At 72.7% G+C, this 24,389-nt stretch carries 20 protein-coding genes; 6 read left to right on the top strand and 14 right to left on the bottom strand.

The annotated features are described in order from the left end of the window. Positions 1–109 precede the first annotated feature (109 nt). The gene (locus ACZ60B_RS05265; RefSeq protein ID WP_469384316.1) at positions 110–1,585 is read left to right on the top strand and encodes a zinc-dependent metalloprotease; all 1,476 of its coding nucleotides are present in this window, start codon (positions 110–112) and stop codon (positions 1,583–1,585) included. Next, positions 1,582–2,115, top strand: a complete 534-nt coding sequence (locus tag ACZ60B_RS05260; RefSeq protein ID WP_469384315.1) for an NUDIX hydrolase — start codon at positions 1,582–1,584, stop codon at positions 2,113–2,115. The genes ACZ60B_RS05265 and ACZ60B_RS05260 overlap by 4 nt, the downstream gene beginning before the upstream one ends. Before the next feature lie 50 nt (positions 2,116–2,165). Here ACZ60B_RS05260 and ACZ60B_RS05255 read toward each other — a convergent pair whose 3' ends face one another. From ACZ60B_RS05255 to ACZ60B_RS05240, 4 genes are all read right to left on the bottom strand, one after another. Beyond that, complete coding sequence (locus tag ACZ60B_RS05255) at positions 2,166–2,921, bottom strand: AIM24 family protein (RefSeq protein ID WP_152893986.1); 756 nt, start codon at positions 2,919–2,921, stop codon at positions 2,166–2,168. An 18-nt stretch (positions 2,922–2,939) separates the two neighbouring features. Then, complete coding sequence (locus ACZ60B_RS05250) at positions 2,940–3,620, bottom strand: AIM24 family protein (RefSeq protein WP_152893985.1); 681 nt, start codon at positions 3,618–3,620, stop codon at positions 2,940–2,942. Between the two features lie 11 nt (positions 3,621–3,631). Continuing rightward, positions 3,632–5,290 (bottom strand): TerD family protein, encoded by a 1,659-nt coding sequence (locus ACZ60B_RS05245; protein ID WP_469384312.1) that lies wholly within the window; start codon positions 5,288–5,290, stop codon positions 3,632–3,634. Between the two features lie 138 nt (positions 5,291–5,428). Beyond that, a complete protein-coding gene (locus ACZ60B_RS05240; protein WP_469384311.1) occupies positions 5,429–6,025 on the bottom strand; it encodes a M48 metallopeptidase family protein in 597 nt (198 codons plus the stop codon). Positions 6,026–6,284: 259 nt separating this feature from the next. On the opposite strand from ACZ60B_RS05240, the gene ACZ60B_RS05235 reads away from it, so the two are divergent. Further along, on the top strand, positions 6,285–7,535 hold the full coding sequence (locus ACZ60B_RS05235; protein WP_469384309.1) for a TOMM precursor leader peptide-binding protein: 1,251 nt from the start codon (positions 6,285–6,287) through the stop codon (positions 7,533–7,535). Then, positions 7,528–8,889 (top strand): ABC1 kinase family protein, encoded by a 1,362-nt coding sequence (locus ACZ60B_RS05230; RefSeq protein WP_469384307.1) that lies wholly within the window; start codon positions 7,528–7,530, stop codon positions 8,887–8,889. The genes ACZ60B_RS05235 and ACZ60B_RS05230 overlap by 8 nt, the downstream gene beginning before the upstream one ends. A gap of 22 nt (positions 8,890–8,911) precedes the next feature. Here ACZ60B_RS05230 and ACZ60B_RS05225 read toward each other — a convergent pair whose 3' ends face one another. From ACZ60B_RS05225 to ACZ60B_RS05205, 5 genes are all read right to left on the bottom strand, one after another. Next, a complete protein-coding gene (locus ACZ60B_RS05225) occupies positions 8,912–9,121 on the bottom strand; it encodes a hypothetical protein (RefSeq protein ID WP_469384306.1) in 210 nt (69 codons plus the stop codon). A gap of 139 nt (positions 9,122–9,260) precedes the next feature. After that, positions 9,261–9,584 carry a hypothetical protein gene (locus ACZ60B_RS05220; RefSeq protein WP_469384304.1) on the bottom strand — a complete coding sequence of 108 codons (324 nt, stop codon included), beginning with the start codon at positions 9,582–9,584 and terminating at the stop codon, positions 9,261–9,263. Continuing rightward, positions 9,581–9,958, bottom strand: a complete 378-nt coding sequence (locus ACZ60B_RS05215; protein WP_351607831.1) for a WhiB family transcriptional regulator — start codon at positions 9,956–9,958, stop codon at positions 9,581–9,583. The genes ACZ60B_RS05220 and ACZ60B_RS05215 overlap by 4 nt, the downstream gene beginning before the upstream one ends. A gap of 179 nt (positions 9,959–10,137) precedes the next feature. Further along, positions 10,138–10,464 carry a hypothetical protein gene (locus tag ACZ60B_RS05210; RefSeq protein ID WP_469384301.1) on the bottom strand — a complete coding sequence of 109 codons (327 nt, stop codon included), beginning with the start codon at positions 10,462–10,464 and terminating at the stop codon, positions 10,138–10,140. Between the two features lie 167 nt (positions 10,465–10,631). Next, positions 10,632–12,830, bottom strand: a complete 2,199-nt coding sequence (locus tag ACZ60B_RS05205; protein ID WP_469384299.1) for an ATP-dependent DNA helicase UvrD2 — start codon at positions 12,828–12,830, stop codon at positions 10,632–10,634. Between the two features lie 183 nt (positions 12,831–13,013). On the opposite strand from ACZ60B_RS05205, the gene ACZ60B_RS05200 reads away from it, so the two are divergent. Both ACZ60B_RS05200 and ACZ60B_RS05195 read left to right on the top strand, forming a co-directional pair. After that, positions 13,014–13,271 carry a glutaredoxin family protein gene (locus tag ACZ60B_RS05200; protein WP_152891521.1) on the top strand — a complete coding sequence of 86 codons (258 nt, stop codon included), beginning with the start codon at positions 13,014–13,016 and terminating at the stop codon, positions 13,269–13,271. 131 nt (positions 13,272–13,402) lie between these two features. Then, positions 13,403–13,594, top strand: coding sequence for a hypothetical protein (locus ACZ60B_RS05195; protein ID WP_469384296.1), 192 nt, complete (start codon positions 13,403–13,405; stop codon positions 13,592–13,594). A 74-nt stretch (positions 13,595–13,668) separates the two neighbouring features. Here ACZ60B_RS05195 and nudC read toward each other — a convergent pair whose 3' ends face one another. From nudC to ACZ60B_RS05170, 5 genes are all read right to left on the bottom strand, one after another. Beyond that, on the bottom strand, positions 13,669–14,625 hold the full coding sequence (gene nudC, locus ACZ60B_RS05190) for an NAD(+) diphosphatase (RefSeq protein WP_469384294.1): 957 nt from the start codon (positions 14,623–14,625) through the stop codon (positions 13,669–13,671). A gap of 144 nt (positions 14,626–14,769) precedes the next feature. After that, on the bottom strand, positions 14,770–16,173 hold the full coding sequence (locus ACZ60B_RS05185; protein ID WP_469384292.1) for a dipeptidase: 1,404 nt from the start codon (positions 16,171–16,173) through the stop codon (positions 14,770–14,772). 47 nt (positions 16,174–16,220) lie between these two features. Next, a complete protein-coding gene (locus ACZ60B_RS05180; RefSeq protein WP_469384290.1) occupies positions 16,221–19,853 on the bottom strand; it encodes an ATP-dependent helicase in 3,633 nt (1,210 codons plus the stop codon). Between the two features lie 215 nt (positions 19,854–20,068). Next, positions 20,069–23,557 carry an ATP-dependent helicase gene (locus tag ACZ60B_RS05175; RefSeq protein WP_469384289.1) on the bottom strand — a complete coding sequence of 1,163 codons (3,489 nt, stop codon included), beginning with the start codon at positions 23,555–23,557 and terminating at the stop codon, positions 20,069–20,071. Positions 23,558–23,884: 327 nt separating this feature from the next. Continuing rightward, positions 23,885–24,271, bottom strand: coding sequence for an MGMT family protein (locus ACZ60B_RS05170; RefSeq protein WP_469384287.1), 387 nt, complete (start codon positions 24,269–24,271; stop codon positions 23,885–23,887). Positions 24,272–24,389 lie beyond the last annotated feature (118 nt).

The raw sequence follows: 24,389 nt of genomic DNA, 5'->3' as shown, positions 1-24,389 counted from the left end.
GTCGGCGAAGCACCGAGGCCCGATCCGTCCGCGGTGTCTAGGCTGGGTGGTGTTGTCGGGCAGTCGTGCCGCCGGAAAGAACCGGTGGCCTTACCAGCCGAGGAATCCCGTGAGTGACACCCCATTCGGATTCGGCCTTCCGCCGGAGGAGCCGGAGAACGGCGACGAGGGCAAGAAGAAGGACCAGCAGAGCGGTGGTGGTCAGGGACCGGCCAACCCGTTCGGTTTCGGGCCCGGTGGCCCGGGCGGCCCCGGTGCGGACAATCCGCTCGCTGCCATGTTCGGTTCGCTGAGTCCCAACGACCTGGGCGCCGCGTTCCAGCAGCTCGGCCAGATGCTCTCGTACGAGGGCGGCCCGGTGAACTGGGACATGGCCAAGCAGATCGCCCGCCAGACGGTCGCCCAGGGCACCGCCGACGGGGTCAAGGACGCGAGCGTCGGCCCCTCCGAGCGGACCGCGGTCGAGGAGGCCGTGCGCCTGGCCGACCTGTGGCTGGACGACGCCACGTCCCTGCCCTCCGGTGCCGGCTCCGCCGTGGCGTGGTCGCGCGCGGAGTGGGTCGAGGCGACCCTGCCCGCGTGGCAGGAACTCGTCGACCCGGTGGCCGAGCGCGTCGGCACGGCCATGGGCGATGTCCTGCCGGAGGAGATGCAGGCCATGGCCGGCCCGCTGATCGGCATGATGCGCTCGATGGGCGGTGCCATGTTCGGCACCCAGATCGGGCAGGCCGTCGGTGTGCTCGCGGGCGAGGTCGTCGGCTCGTCCGACATCGGCCTGCCGCTCAGCCCGGCCGGCAAGGCCGCGCTGCTGCCGGTGAACATCGAGTCGTTCGGCAAGGACCTGGGCGTGCCGAAGGACGAGGTGCGGCTGTACCTCGCCCTGCGCGAGGCCGCCCACCAGCGTCTGTTCGCCCACGTGCCGTGGCTGCGCTCGCACCTGTTCGGCGCGGTCGAGGGGTACGCGCGCGGGATCAAGGTCGACACGGCCAAGCTGGAGGACGTGGTCGGCCAGTTCGACCCGCAGAACCCGGAGCAGCTTCAGGACGCCCTTCAGCAGGGCATGTTCCAGCCCGAGGACACGCCCGAGCAGAAGGTCGCCCTGGCCCGTCTGGAGACGGCTCTGGCGCTCGTGGAGGGCTGGGTGGACGCGGTGGTCCACGCGGCCGCGAAGCCCCGTCTGACGTCCGCCGACGCACTGCGGGAGACCCTGCGCCGCCGTCGCGCCACCGGCGGTCCGGCCGAGCAGACGTTCGCCACGCTGATCGGCCTCGAACTGCGTCCGCGCCGGCTGCGTGACGCCTCCCGGCTGTGGGCGTCCCTCACGGACGCGCGGGGCGTCGACGGCCGTGACGCGCTGTGGGCGCACCCGGACATGCTGCCGACGGCCACCGACCTGGACGACCCGGACGGCTTCGTGCACCGCGAGCACCTGGACTTCTCCGAGCTGGACAAGATGCTGGGCGAGGCGGCCAGCGGCCGCTCGGCCGAGAAGCCCGACCTGAGGAAGGGCGGCGAGACCGAGGGCGACAAGGCCGAGGGCGGCGGGACCGAGGGCGACGAGACCAAGGGCGACGGCACCGAGTGAGCCTGTACGAGGACGCGGTCCTGGTCCTGAGGGATCACGCGGACCGGGACGCGGACCAGGAAGCGCTGCGCGCGGCCTACCTGGACCATCTGGCGGCGCACCCGGACGGCGTGTGGAAGGCCTGTCACGCGGGCCATGTCACCGCGAGCGCCCTGGTGATCGACCCCGAGCACGACCGGGTCCTGCTGACCCTGCACAGGAAACTGCGCATGTGGCTCCAGACGGGCGGTCACTGCGAGCCGGGTGACGCCACGCTGGCGGACGCGGCACTGCGCGAGGCGGCCGAGGAGTCGGGCATCGCCGGGCTGAGGCTGCTCGCGGGCGGTCCCGTGCGGCTGGACAAGCACCCGATCCCGGCGCCGTGCCACTGGCACTTCGACGTGCAGTACGCGGTCGTGGCGCCCCCCGGCGCGCAGGCCGCGATCAGCGAGGAGTCGCTCGACGTGCGCTGGTTCGCCTACGACGAGGTGGCCGGCGTGGCGGACGACTCCGTCGTACGGCTGCTGGAGGCGACCCGCGCCCGGTTGTGAACGACCGAGGGGTGACCGACGTCGCGGTCACCCCTCGTTCACATGTGCGGTCAGCTCCAGACGTTGCCCTGGTTCTGGGCCCGCGCGCCGTGCTGGCCCATGCCGAACTGGGCGGCCAGGCCCTGCCCGATCTGGGCGTTCTGCGGCGGCAGCAGCTCACTCGGCTGGACCAGCGCGAAGCCGGTGCCCATGAAGCTGAGCTCCCAGCCCTCGCCGGTGCTGCCCCGGCGCCGCCACACCCCGGACGAATGCGTCTGGGCCTGCATCTGCACCCGCAGACCGGTGGACCAGGCGACGATCGCGTCGGCGTCACAGTTGACGTACTTGTCGGGGGTGACCTGCATCATCAGCGGCGCGCCCGAGGTCATCAGGGCGACCTTGCCACGGCCGGTGATGTTGAGCTGGTACTTCCCCGAGCCGGAGATGCCGTACAGGCTGTCCACGGCGATGACCTCGTGGTGCAGCGACGAGTCCATCGCGAGCACATAGCTGCTGTCGACGGTCAGCCCGTCCTGCTCCACGTCCACCAGGTGGACGTGCTGGGCGAGGTTGGCGAAGAACACCGTGCCCTGCCCGTGGCAGCGCATCAGGTCCAGGCCCTCGCCGGTGTACGCACGCGAGCGTGACTGGTTGTTGCTCTGGTACTCGGCGTCGAACTCGACGAGTCCCTGGTAGGCGACCATCGTGCCCTTGCGGGCCAGGATGTCGTCGTGGCCCTCCAGGACGACCCGCAGCATCTGCTTGCTCTGCAGGCTCCAGCGTTCCTGGGTCTGCTGGTCGTTGAAGGCGAAAAGCGGGCTCTGCATGGTGACTCTGGCTCCCCCTCAGCCCCGGAACCGCAGGCGGTCGGTGCTGTCCTCGCTGGGCTGGACGACGACGATGCCCTGGCCGGAGAAGGCCATCTGGTACGCCTCGCCGCTGCCGCGGCCGATCAGTGACTGCGCCTTGAAGCTGCGCTTGCCCTTCACCTTGAGGTTCGGGGACCAGGCGACGAGCGCGTCGGGGTCGACGTACGTCTCGTCCTCGCCGCCGCCGCAGTCCACGACGATCGGCTTGCCCCGGGAGGTCAGCGCGACCCAGCCCTGCCCGGAGATCTTGGTGTTCCACAGGCCCTGTCCGGCGAACTTCGCCATCCCCTTGACCCGCTCGACACCCCAGGTCAGATGGGCGTCGAAGGCGAGCAGGTTGGTGGCGTTGACGGAGATGCCGTCGCCGTTGAGGTTGATCACGACGACGTCCGCGCCGTAGTCGGCGAGGTAGAGCAGTCCGTCGCCGGAGGCCTTCATCAAGGGCGCGCCCTCGCCGGTCATCCAGTCGCGGGCGATCTGGCGCACGGCCGGCGGGTTGGGCTCGTACTGGACGAAGCCTTCGTAGGCGACCATCGACCCCACGCGCGCGAGGAGGTCGTTCCCGGTCTGCATGGCGACCTTCAGCATGTGGTTGCCGTGGTTCTCCATGCGGGCCGTGACGGGTGCGGGGGCATAGCCCGCGAGTGGCTGGTTCATGACGGGCTCCCTCAGACCTCGTACGGCTGGACGACGATGAAGTTGCCGGGAGCGCCCCGGAACTGGAGGTTGACGCTCTCGCCGGTGTCGCCCGGGTAGGCGTTGCGCCGCATCCGGACCTGGCTGGAGACGATCACCTGGGAGGCGGCCGACCAGGCGACCACCGCGTTGCAGTCGGCGAACGTGGTGGGGGTGACCGGCAGCACGACGGGCGTGCCGTGCGTCTTGACTACGATCGTGCCGGTGCCCTGAAACTGCATCGTGAACAGGGCGCCGCCGGGGATGCCGTGCCCCTCGACGCGGCGGACCTCGTACTGGAGGCTCTCGTCGAAGGCGAGGACGTTCTCGGCGGAGACGCAGATCGCGTCGCCCTGGAGTTCCACCGGGTGCAGATGGGTGGCGTTCTCGGCGAGGAACACCTGTCCCTGGCCGGTGCAGCGCATCAGCTGCATCTCCTGGCCGGTCGCGTTGCCCACGATCCGGCCGGCGAACCCGGCGCCCTTGTAGCTGAAGTCGACCTTGCCCTGGTAGAGCACCATGCTGCCCTGGCGCGCCAGCACGGGCTGGCCGCCGATGCCGAGGTCGACGCGGATGAGCTTCTTGTTCTGCTGCGTCCAGCGCTGCCCGGTGGGCGTCTCCTTGAACTGCTGGAGCGCGGACGTCACCCCGGCGCCGCCCTGGGGCGCGCCCTGCGGCATCCCGTAGGGGGCGGCCTGCTGGCCCGGGACCTGACCGTACGGCGGCTGCTGCCCGTACCCGGGAGGCGCGGGCGGCTGCCCGTAGCCGGGCGGCGGGCCCTGGGGCTGCGCGTAGCCGGGGGGCATGGGCGCGCTCGGGGGCTGCGGCGGCTGGCCGAAGGGGGCCGGCGCGGGCGACGGCGGCGGTACGGTGCCGCCGCCGGGCGGGGCCAGAGGCGCGATGAGGGTCGGCGCGCCGTGCACCGAGGGAGCGGGGGCCGGGTGCGGCGGGGTGGCGCCGGGCGGCGGCGGGAAGCCCTGCGCGACGGTTCCGGGGTGCTGCGGGGCCGGAGCCGGCGCGGGGGCCGCGGGAGCCGCAGGCGCGCCGAACGCGGGCGGGGCGAAGCCCGGAGCGGCACCGGTCTGCGGCTGCTGGGCCTGCTGCGGGGCCGCGGGTGCCCCCTCCTCCATGACCTCACCGCCGAAGTTCTTCAGCAGCGCCTCCAGGCCGCCGTCGAAGCCCTGTCCCACGGCCGCGAAGCGCCACACGTCCTTCAGGTAGAAGTCGCCCAGCATCACGGCGCGCTCGGTGGAGAACTCGGCGCCGGTGAAGGAGTACCGCGCCACTTCCTCGCCGCCGGCGACGATTCGGAGATATCCCGGGCCGACCTGCGACATCTGCCCGGCGCCGTCGATGGTCGCGGTGAAGGACAGCTTCTGGATCTGCGCCGGGATCCGGTCGAGCGTCACCCGGAAGGACTCCGTGTCGCCCGCCTGCGCGCCCAGGAGCTGAATGGACTCCTCGGGGGACTTCGGCTGATTGAAGAAGACGAAGTACCGGTCGTCCGAGAGCCGTTCGTCCGCGTCGAGGCCGAAGCAGCTGATGTCGAAGCCCAGTCCCGGGCCGGTGATCTGCACGCCTACGTACAGATCCGTGCCTGCCGTGAGGTCACTGATCTTGGCCTTGTGGCCGCGTTGGAATTCCCTGGCCATGCGTAACGACCGTCCCCCATCCCGAATACGAGTGCGTCGCGCCAGGCTAACCGCAAACTCCGACAACGCAGGCAGTCGGTACCGTCCCGGTACACAACCAGTGCTCAGCCTCGACGTCCGCGCCGGCGCGGCGCGGAGTCACTCACTGCGCGCACCGGGCAAATGGGGCAGCCGGTCGGCTGCGACCACTCCCTCCAGATAGCCCCGTGCCCGTTCGGTACGCGGGTACGCCTCCAGCAGCCGCCAGAAGCGCGGCCCGTGACCGGGCACGAGCAGATGCGCCAGCTCGTGCAGGAGCACGTAGTCGATGACGTACTCGGGCATGCCCTGGAGCCGGTGCGACAGCCGGATGCTGCCCTCGGCCGGGGTGCACGAGCCCCAGCGCGTGTTCTGGTTGGTGACCCAGCGCACCGAGGCGGGCCGGGCGCGTCCGCCGAAGTACTGGTCCGACAGCCGCTCGGCGCGCTCGGCCAGTTCGGCGTCACCGAGCACCCGCTTGCTCTCCTGGGCCGCGAGCTTGTCGAGCATGACCGTCACCCAGCGCTGCTCCTCCGCCTCGGACATCCGGGCGGGGATGAGCACGACGGTGCGATCGCCCTCGCGGTAGGCGGAGACCGTCCTGCGGCGACGGGAGCTCCTGCGCACCTCGATCGCGCTCGCCACCGAGCCGCTCGGCGGCTGGCTCGTCGTGCTGCGCTGTGGAGTTCCGGCACTGTGCAGTGGGTCGGCGGGCACGCCCCGACGTTACCCGCTGCACATGGGGGAAGTCCCGACTCCGGGACGGTTCGGTTTGCGATCCCCCGCCCCGCGTCCGATTCGTACGACGAACATCCCCTGCCTGTGGACAACTTTCGGCACCGCCCGGCCGGGACGGGCATCCTGGCATTCGCCGGCGGAGCATGGACCGGACTCCATCGGCGAAGAGGGACGATCCATAACGTTCTGTGACTTCCCTCTCGTCCCTGCGACTTCATCTCGGCTACGGGGGCCTGTCATGCATCCGATGGTGAAACCCGCGCTGCGGCGCGGCTGGCGCGACCTCAACACCGTGCAGTTCGGGATGACTCCCGCGCACGCGCTGACGCTCGGTCCCGTGGACACGGCGACCGGCAGTTTCCTCGATCTGCTCGACGGCACCCGCGGCCTCGCGCTGCTGCGCGAGGAGGGCCGCCGTATGGACCTGCCCGACGGGCATGTCGACACGCTGGTCACCCGGCTGGCGCGGGCCGGACTCCTGGACGACGCGAGAGGCGGCGGGCCGCCCGCCGACGCGTTGCGGTCCAGGAAGGAGGCACTGGCCCGGCTCGGCCCCGATCTGGCCTCGCTGTCCCTGACGACCTCCGGTCCGGGCGACGCGATGGGCCGGCTGGCCGCCCGCCGTTGCCTGCGGGTCCAGGTCAGGGGTGCCGGGCGGGTCGGCGCCCTGCTGGCGGCACTGCTCTCGGGCGCGGGAATCGGCGAGGTCGACGTGCGCGACGACGGCCGCGTCGAGCCGGGTGATGTGTCACCGGGCGGACTGCCCGCCGACGCCGTCGGGGAGCGCCGGGACGCGACGGCCCGTCGCGCCGCCCGCCGGGCGGCCCCGGAGCGCCCGCCCCGACGTGCCGTCGGCGCATCCCGGGGTGCGGAGTCGTCCGGGAGAGCGGTCCCGCCCGGGGGCGCGGGCGAGCCGGGGTTCTCCCTGGTGGTCCTCGCGCCGCGGGACGACGTGGCCGTCCACGCCCCCGCCCCGTCCGTCGCCGAACCCCTCATCGCCTCCGGCACACCCCATCTCCACGCCGGAGTCGTGGAGGCGACCGGTGTCGTGGGGCCCTTGGTCCTGCCCGGCGAGACGGGCTGCGCCGGCTGTCTGCACGAGGGGCGCCGGGAACGGGATCCGGTCTGGCCCCGGCTGGTGGCCCAGTGGCAGTCCGGAAGGCCGCGCCAGGTACGCGCCTGCGACCTGGCGCTGGCCACGACCGTCGCCGGACTGGCCGCGGCGCATGCGCTCGCGTTCCTGGACGGCGGGCTCCCCTCCACCGCGGGGGCCCGCTGGGAGACTTCGCTGCCCACGCTCCAGTGGCACGCACGTCCGGTCTGGCCGCATTCCGCATGTCCGTGCGGAGCCGCGGAGAAAGGTAAGGGAGAACACACCTCCAACGACGGGGAGTCGCACGAGACAATGACCGGGCTACGGTCGTCGACGGAGCCATGCCGTACCGCAGGCACACCGCGACCGGCTGGGACTTGGAGGGCGCATGTCTGATCTTCCCCGCAACGCGGTCACCCGGACCGCCAAGCTCGCCGCGCTCCCGCTCGGCTTCGCCGGGAGGGCGACGTGGGGGCTCGGGAAAAGGATCGTGGGCGAGTCCGCCGAGCTCGTCGGCCGCGAGCTGCAACAGCGCACGGCGGAGCAGCTGTTCAAGGTCCTCGGCGAGCTGAAGGGCGGGGCGATGAAATTCGGGCAGGCCCTGTCCGTCTTCGAGTCGGCGCTGCCCGAGGAGGTCGCCGGCCCCTACCGGGCCGCGTTGACCAAGCTCCAGGAAGCGGCGCCGCCGATGCCCACGCGGACGGTGCACACCGTGCTGCGGGAGCGGCTCGGCGAGGACTGGCGCGGCCTGTTCAGGGAGTTCGAGGACAAGCCGGCCGCGGCGGCCTCGATCGGCCAGGTGCACCGGGCGGTGTGGCACGACGGCCGCGTGGTCGCGGTCAAGGTGCAGTACCCCGGAGCGGGCGAGGCGCTTCTCTCCGACCTGAATCAACTCAGCCGGTTCGCACGACTGTTGGGTCCCCTCGTTCCGGGTATGGACATCAAGCCGCTGATCACCGAGCTGCGGGACCGGGTCTCCGAGGAGCTCGACTACGGGCTGGAGGCGCAGGCCCAGCGGCAGCACGCGCAGGAGTTCGCGGACGACCCGGACGTGGTGGTGCCGGCCGTGGTCCACCAGAGCGACCAGGTCCTGGTCACCGAGTGGATCGACGGCGTCCCGCTGTCCGAGGTGATCGCCGACGGCACCCGGGCCCAGCGCGACCGCGCCGGGCAGCTGCTGGCCCGCTTCCTCTTCTCCGGGCCGGCCCGCACCGGGCTGCTGCACGCCGACCCGCACCCGGGCAACTTCCGTCTGCTGCCCGGGGACTCGGACGACGACTGGCGTCTGGGCGTCCTGGACTTCGGCACGGTCGACCGGCTCCCGGGTGGACTGCCGGCACCCATCGGCCACTCGCTCCGGATGACCCTCGACGGCCGGGCCGATGCCGTCTACGAACTCCTGTGCGCGGAAGGGTTCGTCAAGGACTCCATCGAACTCGACCCCGACGCCGTCCTCGACTATCTCCTGCCCATCATCGAGCCCGCCCGGATCGAGGCGTTCACCTTCACCCGCGGCTGGATGCGCGGCCAGGCGGCCCGCGTCGCCGACCCCCGCTCCCCCGCCTACCAGCTCGGCAAGCGGCTCAACCTTCCTCCGTCCTACCTGCTGATACACCGGGTGACCCTCAGCACCATCGGTGTCCTGTGCCAGCTGGGCTCGACCGTGCGTCTGCGCCAGGAACTGGAGGAGTGGCTGCCGGGATTCCTGCCGGATCCGGCGGAGGCCGGGGAGTCGGCCGCGGAGGCCTGAGCCCGGGGGGCGACGCGCTCCGTCACCACCAGGCCGAGTCCAGCCGCCCCTCGATCGCTCTGAGGTTGTCGCGGGAACAGGCGTCACAGAAGTACCGCCGCCGGCCGTTCTCCACGGAGCAGGTCCAGGTGGGCCGCGGGCCCTCGGCCGATCTGCCGCAGCGGGCGCATTCGAGCCAGCGCGACTCCGGCTCGGAGTCGCGGCCGTCACTGCCTCCGGGAAGACTCGTCACCTTTCGACGATATCCCCGCATCCGGTGGATCAAGGCTCACAACGCACCGCGGGGGCCGGTCCGTTCGCACGGACCGGCCCCCGCCCGAGGCCCGGCTCCCCGGACGCCGGGGAGCCTGTTCCTCAGATGTGGTCGGTGGTCACTGCATGACCGCCATGGCGAGCGCACGGCGGGCACGCATCGAGGCGCGCTCGGCCCTGCGCTGCATCCGGCGGGCGGTCACCAGGCGCATGGCCCGGCGTTCCTGCTCCGCCTCGTGCAGTCGGTCGTGCATATGCGCACGAGCCAAGGCTTCTGGGATGAGTTGCATCTCTCGGGTCCTGTTCTGACGCGAGCCGGTCGCGCCGCTGGTGGTGAAGTCTGGAGTCGCGGAGCCGGTGGGCTCGCTGGCGGACGTCTTCATCGGGGCCTGCTTCTGGGGGTCGTTCGTGAGGGGACGGTCGATGGTTCCTGCGGTGTTCATGCCGTGACCGGGTTCTTGCGCGGGCGGCCACGCGGCCGCTTCCGGGCGACGACGACGCCCTGGACGAACAGCTCGCCGCCCCAGACGCCCCAGGGCTCACGCCGCTCCTGGGCGCCGGCGAGGCAGGCCTCGATCAGCGGGCAGGTGCGGCACAGGGACTTGGCGTACTCCACGTCCGCCGGGGACTCGGCGAAGAAGACCTCCGGGTCGTAGGACCGGCAGGGGACGGGCACGCCGAGGCTCTCGATGGCGTCGTCGAGCGCGGTGAGCGCGGTGAGCGGGGTGAGCGGGGTCAAGGTGGGGTCCTCCGTGAGGCCGGGCTTGGGGATCGCTTCGGAAGGCGGTACGGACGGGGCGTGCGCTTCGAGTTGCACGGCGGGTTTTCCTCGTCTGGTCGGTCCGGCTCTGTTGAACCGGCTGTCGGCGTGGTACCGGGTTCTTTTCTCTTGTCCCGAGGCCCCTTCGCTCCGTCGTCCCCGTTCGGGGACAAACAGAAGGGCCGCGGATCCCGGATGGGGTTCCGCGGCCCTGAAGGCGCCGGCCTGATCGACGATCAGGCTGGATCACTCCAGGGTTCTGGCCCACGGAAGGCCCACATCAGGTGGTGGTGCGTCGTCTGCTGCTTCCGGATTCCGGCACCGGTCGCCGTAAAGGCATAGGCCTTGGCCTGTGCCACTACTGCTGCTTCCAGTGCCTCGATCGGTCGCTCACTGCGTTCGCGGACGGGAAGACCCGCGAGGGACAGGGAGGTGGCCGGACGCTCGACACGAATGCCGGACGCACCGGTGCCCAGGTTGGAGACGCCGAGCATGCATGCGGAGACGACCGAGGGATCGGTCATTTTCACGGTGCTGGTGGAGCTGGTGTAGATGCTGATCACTGGAATCGCCTCCTCTCGGCGTCTTGGGGGACCGGGGGTGAGCCCAGTCCGACGGATATGTAAGTACAGCACGGAATCGGGGCCTTCGAGAAGGCCTCCGTCCCCGTGCCTAAGAACCTATGGGGATTGCTGGGGCGTGCGCAAACTATTTTTTCGACGAGTTCGCATCAGTCCCCCTCGGTGCCTCCGCCGGGCTCCCGGCCTGCGCAGATGGCCAGGACATCGGACCCGTAGCGGTTGAGCTTGCGGGTCCCGACGCCCGGGATCCTCGCGAGGTCGCCCGGTTCGTCGGGGGCGGCCTCGGCGATCGCCATCAGCGTCTTGTCCGTGAAGACACAGAACGCCGGTTGTCCACTGCTGCTCGCCTGAACCCCACGCCACTCGCGCAACCGCTCGTAGAGGCCCTCGTCCATGTCGGAGGGGCAGTCCTCGCAACGCATCAGCTTCATCTCGCCGGCGTCGGTCAGGGTGCGCCCGCAGACCCGGCAGCGGGCCGGGGTGCGCTGGGTCCGGCGCGGGACCGCGGTCTGTCCCCCGCCGGTGAAGCCGCGTTCGATGCCGCCGGCGCCGCCCTGCCCGGCACGTCCGACCGTGCTGCCCGAACCGGGGCGCAGCCCGTCGAGGAACCGGCTGGGTCTGCGGCCGGCCCGTCCGCCCGGGGAGCGGGACAGCGACCAGGAGACGTGCAGGTGCTCGCGGGCGCGGGTGACACCGACGTAGAGCAGACGGCGCTCCTCCTCGATCTGCTCGTCGGTCCTGGCGTAGGTGATCGGCATCATGCCCTCGGCCACGCCGACCAGGAAGACGACATCCCATTCGAGGCCCTTGGCCGAGTGCAGGGAGGCGAGGGTGACGCCCTGCACGGTGGGGGCGTGCTGGGCGTTCGCCCGCTCGTCGAGCTCGGCGACGAGGTCGCTCAGGGTGGCGCCCGGCTTGGCGGCGGCGAAGTCCTGGGCGAGGTTCACCAGGGCGGCCAGCGACTCCCAGCGTTCCCGGACGGCGCCGGAACCGGCCGGGGGCCGCGCGGTCCAGCCCTCGCCGGACAGCACGGCACGCACCTGGGACGGCAGGTCGACGGCGTCGTCGAGGAGCGAGTCGTTGCCGCCGAAGCGGGCCGCGCCGCGCAGGGCGATGCCCGCCTTGCGGACCTCGGGCCGGTCGAAGAACCGCTCGGCGCCGCGCAGCTGGTAGGGCACGCCGGCGTCGGCGAGGGCCTGCTCGTAGGTCTCCGACTGGGAGTTGGTGCGGAAGAGGACGGCGATCTCGCCGGCCGGGACTCCGGCGCCGATGAGGTCGCGGATCCGGCGGGCGGCGCCCTCGGCCTCGGCGGGCTCGTCGGTGTACTCGGTGTAGAGGGGCTCCGGTCCGGGGGCGCGTTGGGAGACCAGTTCGAGGCGGTGGTCGGCGGCGCGGCCGCGGGCCTGGGCGAGCAGGCCGTTGGCGAGGTGGACGACCTGGGGGGTGGAGCGGTAGTCGCGCACCAGTTTCACGACGGTGGCGCCGGGGTGGTGGGTGCGGAAGTCCAGCAGATGGTCGGGGGTCGCTCCGGTGAAGGAGTAGATCGTCTGGCTGGCGTCGCCGACCACGCAGAGGTTGTCGCGGTCGCCGAGCCACAGCTCCAGCAGTCGCTGCTGGAGGGGGCTGACGTCCTGGTACTCGTCGACGACGAAGTGCTGGTACTGGGCCCGGACCTGCTCGGCGATGTCGCGGCGGTCCTGCAGGACGGCGACGGTCAGCAGCAGGACGTCCTCGAAGTCGATGACGCCGCGGTCGCGCTTGAGGTCCTCGTAGGCGGCGTAGAGCTGGGCGATCTCGGCGGGGGCGCGGGGCGCCTCGCGGCCCGCCCTGGCAGCCGCCGCCGCGTAGTCGGCGGGGACGGTCTGGGTGACCTTGGACCACTCGATCTCGGCGGTGGTGTCGCGCAGCTCGCCCCGGTCCAGGCGGATGCGGCAGGCGGCGGCCGCGTCGGCGACGAGCTGGACCTTGCGGTCGACCAGCCGGGGCATGGAGCCACCGATCGCTTTCGGCCAGAAATACTGGAGCTGCCGCAGAGCGGCGGAGTGGAAGGTGCGGGCCTGCACCCCGGCGGCACCGAGCTGACGCAGCCGGCCGCGCATCTCTCCGGCGGCCCGGTTGGTGAAGGTGACGGCGAGCACGCTGGAGGGCTGGAGGATGCCCGCCCGGACGCCGTAGGCGATGCGGTGGGTGATGGCCCGGGTCTTGCCGGTGCCCGCCCCGGCCAGCACGCACACCGGTCCGTGCAGGGCGGTCGCGACCTCGCGCTGCTCGGGGTCCAGCCCGTCGAGCACCGCGTCGGCCGAGTCCGGTACCTGCGGGAAGAGTGTGGAATGCGTTGCTGGTGTCACACGGCCATGCTGCCAGGTCGCCCGGGACGGGTGCGCCGGTTGTCCACAGGCGGGCCCTCGCAGTCGTACCAATGCGGCAGGCATCACGTCCCCGCCGCCCGCCGGACGGGAATGGTGACCTCTTCACGTACGTTCACCCCCTGCGACCACCCGTCCCCAGAACGTCGAAGGAGCGCGAGACACATGCCGGGCACTGTGACGATGTACAGCACCACGTGGTGCGGCTACTGCACGCGGCTGAAGAGCCAGCTGGACCGCGAGGGCATCACGTACAACGAGATCAACATCGAGCACGACCCGGACTCCGCGGCATTCGTGGAGAAGGCGAATGGCGGAAACCAGACGGTCCCGACCGTCCTGGTGGTGCCCGCGACGGGTGGCACCGAGGTCGTCATGACGAACCCGAGCCTCGCCCAGGTCAAGCAGGCGCTCGGCGCCTGACCCGCGCACGACACGACCCCCGACGACCCTCCGCGGCCGATCGGGGGTTCTGTGTGTCCCGCGTGCCCCTCCCCCGCTCCAAAAGCCTGCGCGCCGCCCGACTGTCAGACCCTGCGTCTACCGTGCGGGACATGGACATGAACGACCCGCAGGATGTGGGCGCCGCGTTCTGGGCGCAGATGCTCGGCTTCACGATCAGCGAGGAACCGCCGCCGGACAGCCCACTGGGCCGCGTGCGCGCCTTCGTCGCCGAACACGGCGAGGACGCGCTCAGGGAGGAACACATCCAGGCCTCGATCGAGGGGCGCCCCCTGCTCCCCTGAGCCGGGCGGTGTCCCCCTTCACCACCCGTCCCGGACGGAGTCGTCGGTTCCGTCCGGGACGGGTGCGTTGCGCCTCAGACGAAGCTGCGCATCGGCAGGGGCTTGCCGTACCAGAGTTCGATCAGGCGGGCCGCGATCGAGATGCCGTACGGGGGCAGCACCTCGCCGGTCTCGAAGGCGGCGGTCAGTTCGTCGCGGGAGAACCAGCGGGCCTCGTGGATCTCGTCGCCGTCGACCTCGATCTCGATGGACGTGGCGTACGCCTTGAAGCCCAGCATGAGGCTGGACGGGAAGGGCCAGGGCTGGCTGGCCACGTACTCGACCCGGCCGACGAGGATGCCGACCTCCTCGTGGACCTCGCGGCGCACGGACTGCTCGATGGACTCGCCGGGCTCGACGAACCCGGCCAGCGTCGAGAAGCGGCCCTCGGGCCAGTGGACCTGGCGCCCGAGCAGGATCCGGTCGTCCGCGTCGGTGACCGCCATGATCACGGCGGGGTCGGTACGCGGGTAGTGCTCGGCGCCGCACGCCGGACAGCGGCGGATGTGGCCGGCCGCCGCGATGACGGTGCGCTCGCCGCAGCGGGAGCAGAAGCGGTGGGTGCGCTGCCAGTTCTCCAGGCCGACGGCGTGCACCATGAGGCCCGCATCCCGGGGGGACAGCAGCAGACCGGCCTCGCGCAGTCCGGCGGGGCGTGCGGACTGGTCGATACGGCCGGGCAGGGCGTCCTTCTGGAGCGCGAAGTAGCTGACACCGTCCCCGTCGGTGCCCAGGAAGTAGCGGTGCGCCTCGGTGAGCGGAGCCTCGAAGGACGGCGTCATGACGATCTCGGTGCGCCCGTCGGACGTCTCGTCGATGAGGACCTGACCGCCGGAGACCACGAAGCAGCGGGTCGTGGGGTGGCTCCAGGCCGCCGCGAGCCAGGCTTCGTCGAGCCGGTGGTGGGCGGCCCGGTCGACGCCGCTGGGCGCGGTGAGCGAAATGGGTCGGTCGGCGGTGTGGTCGGTCCAGGTGGTCACAGGTGCTTCCATCTCCCCCGGTGGAACGGTTCGTTTCGGCGGGTGGTTCAGCGGTACGTGCGGCAGGAGGTGACCGGGTCCGGCGGGGCTTCCGGCAGCACGGCGGTTTCTCCGGTGTGCCCCGCGCGCGGTCCCCTGTCGGAGGGCGCGCGGCGGTCAGGGCGCATGACGCCAGTTCTGCGCGAGGTCGCCCCACAGGTACGCGCTGGTCTCGACGCCCTTGAGGAGCAGATCGAGTTCGACCTTCTCGTTCGGGGCGTGCCAGCCGTCGGAGGGGACGGAGATGCCCAGGAAGAGCACGGGGGCGCCGAGCACTTCCTGAAGGTCGGCGGCCGGGCCCGAACCGCCCTCGCGGGTGAAGCGGACGGGCTTGCCGAAGGCGCGGCCCATGGCACGCACGACGGACCGCAGGGCCGGGTGGTCCAGCGGGGTCAGGCAGGGGCGGGTGGCCGCGCCGAAGACGATCTCGCAGCGGATCCCGGCGGGCACCTGCTCGGCGGCCCAGGCGCGGACGGCCTTCTCGATGTGGTCCGGGTCCTGGCCCGCGACCAGCCTGAACGACAGTTTCACCAGCGCCGTGGACGGGACGATCGTCTTGCTGCCGGGGCCCTGGTAGCCGCCGCCGATGCCGTTGACCTCGGCGGTGGGGCGGGCCCAGATGCGCTCCAGGGTGGTGTGTCCCGCCTCGCCGTGCAGGGCGTGCGACTTGGCGGTGCGCAGCCACTGCTCCTCGTCGAAGGGCAGCTCGGCGAAGAGCTCGCGCTCGCGCTCGGTGAGTTCGACGATGCCGTCGTAGAACCCGGGCACCGCCACGCGCGCGTGCTCGTCGTGCAGGGCGGCGACCAGGCGGGCGACGGCGGTGGCCGGGTTCGGCACGGCGCCGCCGAAGGAGCCGGAGTGGATGTCCTGGTCGGGTCCGTGGAGCCGGATCTCGCACTCGGCGAGGCCGCGCATACCGGTGCACACCGTGGGGGTGTCCTCGGCCCACATGCCCGTGTCGGAGACGATCACCGCGTCGGCGGACAGCCGGTCCGCGCGCTCCTCGACGAGCGCGCGGAAGTTCGGGGAACCGGACTCCTCCTCGCCCTCGATCAGCAGCTTGAGGTGGACCGCGGGGGCGGTCCGGCCGGTGGCGGCGAGGTGGGCGCGGACACCGAGTGTGTGGAAGAACACCTGACCCTTGTCGTCGGCCGCCCCGCGCGCGTAGAGGCGGTTGTCGCGTACGACGGGTTCGAAGGGTTCGCTGTCCCAGCCGTCCTCGCGGGCGGCGGGCTGCACGTCGTGATGGCCGTAGACGAGGACGGTGGGTGCCTCGGGGTCCTCAGCGGGCCACTCGGCGTAGACGGCCGGGGCGCCCGCGGTCTCCCAGACCTCGGCGGTCGGGAAGCCGGTCTCGCGGAGCTTCGCGGCGAGCCAGTCGGCGCTGCGCCGTACATCGGGCGCGTGGTCGGGCTGGGCCGACACGGACGGGATGCGCAGCCATTCGGTGAGAGCGTCGAGGAAGGTGGCGCGGTGCTGCTCGATGTACGTACGGACGGCGCTGTCCGGGGTCTGGCTCATGTTCACGAGCCTATAGGCACTCAGTGACATCCCGGCTGGGCGTTTCGTCACACGGACGGCTCCCCGACGAGCAGACGCTCCAGCGCGGCCCGGTCGGGGAGCCGGTCGGGCCGTACGACCTCGCCGTCACGGACGTACAGGAACGCGGCCGTCACGGACTCCAGGGGCACGCCCTGCTGCTCGGCCCAGGCCAGCCGGTACAGGGCGAGCTGGAGCGGATCGGCGGTGCGGGTGCGGCTGGTCTTCCAGTCGACGATCTCGTACGTCGTCCCGTCGGCGCCGCGGTGCCGGTAGACGGCGTCGATACGGCCCCGGACGACGCGGCCGCCGAGCGCGAGCTGGAACGGGGTCTCGACGCGGTAGGGCGTGCGGTGTGCGTAGTCGGTGCGCTCGAAGGCGTCCTTGAGCGTCTGGAGGTCGTGTTCGTCGGCGATGTCGTGTTCACCGCCGGGCAGCTCCTCTGGTTCCAGCATGGGCAGCGTCAACTCTTCGAAGCGCGCTTCCACCCAGGCGTGGAAACGGGTGCCCCGGCGCGCGGCCGGTTGCGGGGGGCGCGGCATGGGGCGCGCGAGTTCCTGGGCGAACCCGTCCGGGTCGGCGGCCAGGCGCAGAATCTGGGACGCGGTGAGCGTCATGGGCAGGGGGACGTCCCTGACGCTCTGCCGGGCGCGCAGCAGCTCGTCGGTGAGGGCGCCGAGGTCACGGTCCCAGGAGGCGACGGTGCGGACTTCCTCCGGGGTGAGGTGGCTGTGCTCCGGGTGCCCGCCGCGCACGGGGACCGTTCGGTGCCCGGCCTGTGCGGATTCCGGGCCGGTCGCCTGGTGCGGGACCGTCGGGCGGTTCGCGGGCGCGGGGCGGCTCGCGGGGAGGCTCGTGGGCGCGGGGCGGCTCGTGGGGAGGAGGCTCGCGGGCGCGGGGCGGTCGGTGGTCAGCGACTCCCAGTCCGGGGTGTCCTCGTCGAAGGGGCCGCCGTCCTCGTAGCGGGGTGCGTGGTCCTCGTGGAGAGCTGCGTGGTCGTCGTAAGGAGGTTCGTCGGAGTACGGCGGTTCGTCGAAGTCGTCGAAGGGGCCGGTGCGGTCCGGGTGGGCGGACTCGTCGGCCTCCGGCGGGAGGGGCCAGTCCGGGTCCTCGGCGGCGTCGGGGGCATACGCGGCCGCGGGACGGCCGTCCCCGTGGGAGGCGAGGGTCTCCAGCCTGGCGAGGACCGTCTCGGCGGCCGCACGACGGCGGGCGAGGGCGGCCTCGTCGAGGGGAAGGGGCCACACCTGGTCGGCGGTGGCCAGGTGCAGGGCCGGGTTCTCCTCGTCCTCCTCGGGCTCGTCCGCCCAGGCCTCGATCTCGCCGTGTCCCGCCACGCAGTGGTCGTACAGGGCCTGGAGGAAGCCGGACGGGCCACGGGGCTTCTTCTGGGTGGGGCCCCACCAGTGGCCGGAACCGAGCAGCAGGGAGCGGGGGCGGGTGAAGGTGACGTACCCGAGGCGGAGTTCCTCGGTGTGCTGGTGCTCCTTCATGGACTCGTGGAAGGCCTTCATCCCGCGGGAGTCCCAGGAGTCGATGTCGGGCAGGGTGTCGGCGTCGCCGCGCAGCCGGTGCGGCAGCACCTTCCCCTGGGCGGTCCACTTCTCCCGGCCCCGGTCGCTGGGGAAGGCCCCCGCGACCAGGCCGGGGACCGCGACGACATCCCATTCGAGGCCCTTGGAGCGGTGCGCGGTGAGCACCTTGACGGTGTTCTCGCCGCCGGGGAGGGCGTTGTCGAGGCCCTTCTCGTACTGGGCGGCGGTGCGCAGGAAGCCGAGGAAGGCCAGCAGGGAGGCCTCGCCGTCCCCCGCGGCGAAGGCGGCGGCGACGTCGAGGAAGTTCGACAGGGTCTCGCGGCGGCGGGCCGCCAGCGCGTGCGGGGACGCCGACAGTTCCACCTCGAGGCCGGTGACGGCGAGGACGCGGTGCAGAACGTCCATGAGCGGGTCGGCCAGCGAGCGGCGCAGGTCGCGCAGCTCGCCGGCGAGACGGGCGAACCGTACGCGCGCGTCGGGCGAGAACGGCAGCCCGTCGTCGTCCCCGGCGCCGTTCAGCGGGGTCTCCAGGAACGTGTCGAGGGCGTCCGCGAGCGATGTCACCTCGGCGGGGTCGACCCCCTCGACGGCCTCGGCGAGTCTGCGGTCGGGGTCGCCGTCGGCGCCCACGCGCGTGTGGGAGACCAGGAGCCGGGCCCGGCGGCCGAGGAGCGCGAGGTCGCGCGGACCGATGCGCCAGCGCGGACCGGTCAGCAGCCGGACCAGTGACGCGTTGGCGCCCGGGTCCTGGAGGACCTCGCAGACGGCGACGAGGTCGGCGACCTCGGGCAGGTGCAGCAGTCCGGACAGGCCGACCACCTCGACGGGCACGTCCCGGGCGACGAGGGCCCCCTGGATCAGGGCGAAGTCGCCGGCCGTACGGCACAGCACGGCGATCTCACCGGGGGCCGTCCCGGTCCGTACGAGGTGGGCGAGGGAGTCGGCGAGCCAGTCGATCTCCTCGGCATGGGTGCCCAGCAGGGCGCAGCGGACCGTGCCGTCGCGTTCGGCGCCGGGGGCCGGGCGCAGCGCCTCCACGCCCGCGTGCATGGCGCGCAGCGGCTCGGCGAGGCCGTTGGCGAGGTCGAGGAGGCGGCCGCCGCTGCGGCGGTTCTCGCTGAGGGCCTGGCGGGTGGCGGGGCGGCCGTCGGCGTGGGAGAAGTGCTCGGGGAAGTCGTCGAGGTTGGCGACGGACGCGCCGCGCCAGCCGTAGATCGCCTGGCAGGGGTCGCCGACCGCGGTCACCGGGTGGCCGGTGCCGCCGCCGAACAGACCCGAGAGCAGGATGCGCTGGGCCACCGACGTGTCCTGGTACTCGTCGAGGAGCACCACACGGAACTCCTCGCGCAGCACGCGGCCCACCTCGGGAAGCCTGGCGAGCCGGGCCGCGTGGGCGATCTGGTCGCCGAAGTCGAGCACGTCGCGCTCGCGCTTGGCGGCCCGGTAGCGCAGCACGAGACCGGCCAGCTCACGGCGGGCGGCGGCCGTCTCGGGGACCTTGCGCAGCTCCACGTTGGTGAGCTTGGCGCTCTCCAGGTCGCGCAGCAGCGCGGTGTCCCACGCGCGCAGGTCCTCAGGGGTCACGAGGTGTTCGGCGAGCTCGCCGTCGAGGGTGAGGAGGTCGCCGACCAGGTCGGCGAAGGAACGGGTGAGCGCGGGGTAGGTGCCCGGGGCCTCGCGCAGCACGCGGGCGGCGAGCTGGTAGCGGGTGGCGTCGGCGAGGAGGCGGGTGGTCGGTTCGAGCCCGATGCGCAGGCCGTGGTCGGTCAGCAGACGGCCGGCGAAGGAGTGGTACGTGGAGATCACCGGCTCGCCCGGGGGGTGGTCCGGGTCGATGACGTCGGGATCCGTGACGCCCGCCTTGACGAGCGCCTTGCGGACGCGCTCGGCGAGTTCGCCGGCGGCCTTGTTGGTGAAGGTCAGGCCGAGGACCTGCTCGGGGGCGACCTGGCCGGTGCCGACCAGCCACACCACGCGTGCGGCCATCACCGTCGTCTTGCCCGACCCGGCTCCGGCCACGATGACCTGCGGGGCGGGCGGCGCGGTGATGCAGGCCGTCTGCTCCGGGGTGAACGGGATGCCGAGGAGCTCTTTGAGCTGCTCGGGGTCGGTGATGCGGGCGGGCACGTCGAAGAGGCTAGCCGTGGGCACTGACAGCGGAGGCCCGATCGCCGCTCGGACGAGCACGAAGCGCAGGTCAGCACGGGTGGTGCGGTGCGTCACAGGGGCTGGGTCACAGGGACTGCGTCGCAGGGGTGGCCGCGGGGTGCGTCGCGCCGGCCGCGGTGCCGTGCCGCACCTGCGGTGTGGTGTCGCGCGACGGCCCGGTGAGCGGGCGCGGGTCACTCGACCACGTGCCGGCCCTCGGGACGCGCACTGCACGAGGCCTGGAAGGAACAGTGCGTGCAGTGCTGGCCCGCGGTGGGGGTGAACCGTTCGTCGAGGACCTTGCCTGCGGCCGTGGCCAGCAGGTCTCCGACCCACTCCCCCTCCGGCCCCGCCAGGGATTCCTGCGCCTGCACCTTGGGCAGGGTCTCGCCGCCGTCCCGTTTCGCGGCGCCCTGGCGCAGCTGCACGAGTTCGGCGCCCCCCGGCTCGGGCCGGGCACCGGCGAAGGCGTCGTCCACCGCGCCCTCGCGGACGGCGAGCTGGTAGACGGCGAGCTGGGGATGGCGGGCCACCTCGGCCGCGCTGGGTGTCTGCTTGCCGGTCTTGAAGTCGACGACGTAGGCGCGGCCGTCCGCGTCGCTCTCGACGCGGTCCATCTGGCCGCGGATACGCACTTCGTAGTCACCCGCCCCGAGGGTTACGTCGAAGTCGTGCTCGCTCGCCACCGGCGTACGCCCGGCGCGATCCATGACGTGCCACTTCAGGAAGCGTTCGAGCGCCACGCGCGCGTTCTCCTTCTCCTGCGCCGACTTCCAGGGCGCGTCGAAGGCGAGCGCGTTCCACACCGAGTCGAGGCGCTCCATGAGGACGTCGAGGTCGGCCGGGGTGTGCCCGGAGGCGACCTCGTCGGCGAGGACGTGCACGACGTTGCCGAAGCCCTGCGCGGCACTCGCGGGCGTGTCGGCCTTCACCTCGCGGCCCAGGAACCACTGGAGGGCGCAGGTGTTGGCGAGCTGGTCGAGGGCGCTGCCGGACAGCACGACGGGGTGGTCGCGGTTGCGCAGCGGAACCTTGCTCTCGGTCGGCTCGAACATGCCCCACCAGCGGTAGGGGTGCGCGGACGGCACCAGCGGCCGGCCGTCGTCGTCGGCGAGGACGGCGAGCCGGGCCAGCCGGTCGGCGGCGGCCTCCCTGAGCGCATCGGAGACCCGCGGGTCCACGGTCGTGGCGCGCAGTTCGGCGACGAGCGCGGCGACGGACAGCGGGCGGCGGGGGCGGCCCGTGACGTCCCGGGGCTCCACACCGAGCTCGGTGAGGAAGCGGGAGGGCTGGTCACCGTCGTCGGCGGGGGCCTTCACGGCGGTGACGACGAGGCGTTCCCGCGCGCGCGTGGCGGCCACGTAGAACAGCCGTCGTTCCTCGGCGAGGAGCGCGCCGGGGGTGAGCGGTTCGGCGAGTCCGTCGCGGCCGATGCGGTCGGCCTCCAGCAGGGAGCCGCGACGGCGCAGGTCCGGCCACAGTCCCTCCTGGACCCCGGCCACGACGACCAGGCGCCACTGCAGGCCCTTGGAGCGGTGCGCGGTCATCAGCCGGACGGCGTCGGGGCGTACGGCGCGGCGGGTGAGCGTGTCGGCGGCGATGTCCTCCGCCTCGATCTCCTCCAGGAAGTTCAGCGCGCCCCGGCCCCCGGTGCGCTGCTCCGCGCGCGCGGCGGTCGCGAACAGCGCGCACACGGCGTCCAGGTCCCGGTCTGCGTTGCGGCCGGCCGCGCCGCCGCGTCGCGCGGACCGTTCCAGACGGGCGGGCCACGGTGTGCCCTCCCACAGGTCCCACAGCGCCTCTTCGGCGCTTCCGCCGCCCGCGAGCCGCTCCCGGGCCTTCCTCAGGAGCGCGCCGAGTCGCTGTGCGCCGCGGGCGTACGCCGGGTCGTGCGCGACCAGACGTTCGGGTTCGGCGAGCGCCCGCGCGAGCAGCTCGTCCGAGGGCGGCGGTACGGGGTTGCCGGCCGCCCGCTCCTCCTCGCGCAAGGCCCGTCCGAGGCGGCGCAGATCGGCCGCGTCCATGCCGGCGAGCGGGGAGGTGAGCAGGGTCAGCGCGGCTTCGGTGCCCAGCCAGCAGGCGTCCGCACCCGGCTCCGGCCCGGACTCGGTCGCCGACGCCGGCCTCGACTCCTCGCCCCGGCCCGGGGCCGACGCCGACTCGCCGCCCTGCTCCTGCTCCTGCTCCTGCTCCTGCTCCTGCTCCTGCTCCTGCTCCTGCTCCTGCTCCTGGCGATCGTCCGTGTGGTCGTGCGTGTGGTCGCCCGTGTGTACGTCGCCGCCGCGTCCCGTGGCCTCCGCCGCCGCCACCGCCCGCAGCGCCGTCAGCAGCGGAGCCACCGCCGGCTCGTGCCGCAGCGGAAGGTCGTCGCCGTCGATGTCGAGCGGGACGCCCGCGGCCGTGAGGGCACGGCGGACGGAGGGGATGACGCGCGCGCCGGCGCGCACCAGCACCGCCATCTCGCCCCACGGCACGCCGTCCTCCAGATGCGCCCTGCGGAGGATGTCGGCGATGTTGTCCAGCTCGGTGCCGGCCGTCGGATACGTGTAGACCTCGACCCGCCCGCCCTCGTGGACCGGGGTGAGCTCGCGGTGGGCGCGCACCTTCTCCGCCGGAAGGCGGGTCAGCGGCATCCGCCGGGTCAGCAGCCGGGTGGCGGCGAGCAGCGTGGCACCGGAACGGCGGGAGGTGCGCAGGACCTCGACCGGGGCCGGGTGGCCGCCCGCCTGCGGGAAGGTCCGGGGGAAGTCGAGGATGCCGCTCAGGTCGGCGCCCCGGAAGGCGTAGATCGACTGGTCGGGGTCACCGAACGCGACCAGGGTGCGGCCCCCGCCGGCGAGGGCGTGCAGCAACCGGACCTGGGCCGGATCGGTGTCCTGGTACTCGTCCACGAAGACGGCGTCGTACTGCGCGGCGAGCCGCCCGGCGACCTCGGGACTGCGGGCGAGGAGCACCGCACGATGGACCAGCTCCGCGTAGTCGAGCACGCCCTGGAGGTCGAGGACGTCGAGGTACTCGGCGAGGAAGACGGCCGCCGCCCGCCAGTCGGGGCGGCCGATGCGGCGGGCGAAGGCCTCCAGGGCCCCTGGCCCCAGGCCGAGCTCACGGCTGCGGGCGAGGACCGCGCGGACCTCGTCGGCGAAACCGCGGGTGGTCAGACAGGCACGCAGCTCGTCCGGCCAGCGCACATGGGCGAGGCCGAGCCGCTCCAGGTCGACCTGGCCGGCCAGCAGCCCGCGGACGGCGACGTCCTGCTCGGGGCCGGACAGCAGGCGCAGCGGCTCCACGAAGAGCTCGCTGTCCTGGTGGGCACGGATCAGGGCGTAGCAGAAGGAGTGGAAGGTGGTCGCCTGCGGCGCGCGGGCGGCGCCGACCCGCTGTGCCATGCGGTCCCGCAGATCGACGGCGGCCTTGCGGCTGAAGGTGAGCACCAGGATGCGCGCGGGGTCGTCGCCCCGGGCGACCCGGGCCGCCACGGACTCGACGAGGGTGGTGGTCTTGCCGGTGCCCGGACCGGCGAGGACGAGCAGTGGTCCGCTCCCGTGGTCAACCACGGCGCGCTGGGCAGCGTCCAGTCCAGGGGGCTCCGGTCGCGCCGGCGGGGTACGGACCAGTCGGTAAGCACCACGGCTCCCCTGCCGCACGGGGTGCGGCAGGTGCTCGGTGGAGAAAGAGGAGCTCACGTGGTTCGCCGGTCCTGGTGGGTGTGCTGGGGGCTGTCGCGGTCGGCGCGGGACGCCGTCGCGACGGTGGTCGTCGGGTCACGGGCGGGCGCCTCAACCGTGGCGGACGGTGTCCGCGGGATGAAGGGGACGCGTGCAGGCGACGCTACGCCGACGGATACCGCGGAAGCAGGGCTTCCTGTTCTTCCCGCACAGCGCTCGCGACCCTCGCGGCCCGGGCGTCGCGCACGACCCTCGCCTCACGAACGTACGGCATGCGGCGGGCGTGCCCGGCCTCCCTCGTGCGGGCCGGGCGTTTCCCCCCGGCCAGGGCCGTGGCGGAAGCTGTCAGATGTGACCATCCGCACGTTCACCGCCGTCCCAGCGTGCCTGCCGCAGGTCGACGCGCGGCACATGGCCCTCGGCGGCCCTGCTCGCCGCCTTAAGCGGGGTGCCCTCCGCGCGGTAGTGGTCGAGCGCCCGCAGTTCGTGGCCGGGCAGCAGCACACCGTCGGCGCGCACCACACGCCACCACGGGGCGACTCCCCCGTAGAGGGACATCACCCGGCCGACCTGCCGCGGACCCCCCTCCTCCAGCCATTCGGCGACGTCCCCGTAGGTCATGACACGTCCGGGTGGGATGGACTCGGCGACCTCGAGGACCCGCTCGGCGTACTCCGGCAGCGCGTCCGCGTACTCCGGGTGGGCGTCCTCCGGAAGGCTCTGCTCGCTCATTCGCACCATCCTGCCGCATCCCACCGACAGCGCGACGGTCTCGCGACCATGCGTGACTCTCGCCCCGGAGCGAGGCTTGAGGCAGACTGTGCGCCCCCACATTTGCACCCTGATGCCC

It is taken from the genome of Streptomyces sp. NPDC104096, from assembly GCF_055584385.1.
The sequence above is the reverse complement of the archived record's forward strand: the minus strand, read 5'-3'. Positions and strand labels throughout refer to the sequence as shown.